The organism is Sphaerochaeta sp. UBA5836 (assembly GCF_002432845.1).
Classification (GTDB): Bacteria; Spirochaetota; Spirochaetia; order Sphaerochaetales; family Sphaerochaetaceae; genus Sphaerochaeta.
Window position 1 is genome coordinate 8,893 of sequence record NZ_DJGW01000115.1, and the last position, 750, is coordinate 9,642.

Genomic DNA, 750 nt, shown 5'->3' on the forward strand with positions numbered 1-750 from the left:
GGGGTTGCAGGCTGACGCTGGTTCCCACCACCTTGCTTGCCATGGTGGACGCCGCCGTAGGTGGCAAGACGGCAGTCGATTTCCGCGGTATGAAAAACATGGTCGGCTCGTTTTATCCAGCCGGTGAGGTTCTCATCTGCATCGATACGCTCAGGACTCTCAGTGACAAGGAGTTTCTCAACGGGCTTGCCGAGGTCATCAAGCATGCCCTGCTCAGCCAGGATGAGGAGCTGTACAAGTTCCTTCTCGTGAAAAAGAATGAAATCCTCAGCCGGGAGTCCAAGACCTTGGCAAATCTGGTGGAGCTCTCCCTGGATGTGAAAAAGTGGTATATCGAACAGGATCCCACCGAGATAAAAGGCATCAGGCAGATGCTCAACCTGGGCCATACCTTCGCCCATGCTTTGGAATCCTCGTCCCACTTCGGCAGCTGGAGTCATGGTGCTGCCGTGGCATGGGGAACCTGCCGTGCTTTGGAAGCCGGAGTCGTGCTGCAGGTGACTGATAAAGCCTACGCTGGTGGTGCGACCAAGCTATTCAAGAGCTACGGCTATGATATCGAGCATCGCATCGGCCGCGGTGATTGGATTGAGTTCCGCGACCATTTGCTCAAGGACAAGAAAAAAGTGGACGGCAAAGTTCTCTTTGTCCTCTTGCAAGGTCAGGGAAAGGGTGTGCTCAGGGCGCTTGAGATGCCGTTGATCCAGCATCTCGTCATAGCAAAGCCGATTTTCTAGTTCATTTTCATTC

The 750-nt window shown here is 53.9% G+C and carries 1 protein-coding gene; it reads left to right on the top strand.

The genetic code is table 11. The features are described 5' to 3' along the window. Nucleotides 1-737, top strand: a 737-nt coding sequence (locus B3F49_RS12045; protein ID WP_293911368.1) for a 3-dehydroquinate synthase, incomplete at its 5' end; no start/stop codon positions are given. Nucleotides 738-750 lie beyond the last annotated feature (13 nt).